Raw genomic sequence first — 572 nt, 5'->3', positions numbered from 1 at the left:
AAAAACAAGACAACATGGACACTAAAGACCAGTACAAAAGAAAAAGATGATGATGGCAATCTGCTTGATATTGCTCAAAGATCACGTTCTGATATTTCCACGCTTAATCTCGATAACAGCTCTATTATCTTTAATGGACCAACAGAAGATCATTATCACAAATTGCATATAGGTTCTGGTAAACCAGATACGCAAGAAGTCTACAACGCAACGGGAGACGCAAAGATTTACTTCAACATTGCTTGGAGTGATGGCGTAGCAAGTGCCGATCAAAAAACCGATAGACTTCTGATCCACGGTGATGTCTCAGGCTCCACAACAGTTTATATCAAAAGCGATTCAGGAGATGAAAGTAGTGTAGTCAATGCTGCTGATCCTTCCAATATAGGTGGACTTTCACTCATTCAAGTATCTGGAAAAGCACAAGAAGACTCTTTCAAACTCGTAAATGGCTATACCACAAGAAATCGTTTGCCTTATAAATATACGCTAACGGCCTATGGACCAGACTCAAGCCAAGGCAAAGCCGATATTGCGCAAAACCTCTTTGATGAAAAGAATGAAAATTTCTG

The 572-nt window shown here is 39.7% G+C and carries 1 protein-coding gene; it reads left to right on the top strand.

What is annotated here, in order from left to right:
* Nucleotides 1-572: autotransporter outer membrane beta-barrel domain-containing protein (locus ACFINC_RS11675; RefSeq protein WP_375617302.1), on the top strand; the 572-nt coding region annotated here is incomplete at both ends.

It is taken from the genome of Bartonella sp. AP58NXGY (genome assembly GCF_042195785.1).
Taxonomy (GTDB): Bacteria; Pseudomonadota; Alphaproteobacteria; order Rhizobiales; family Rhizobiaceae; genus Bartonella.
The sequence above is the reverse complement of the archived record's forward strand: the minus strand, read 5'-3'. Positions and strand labels throughout refer to the sequence as shown.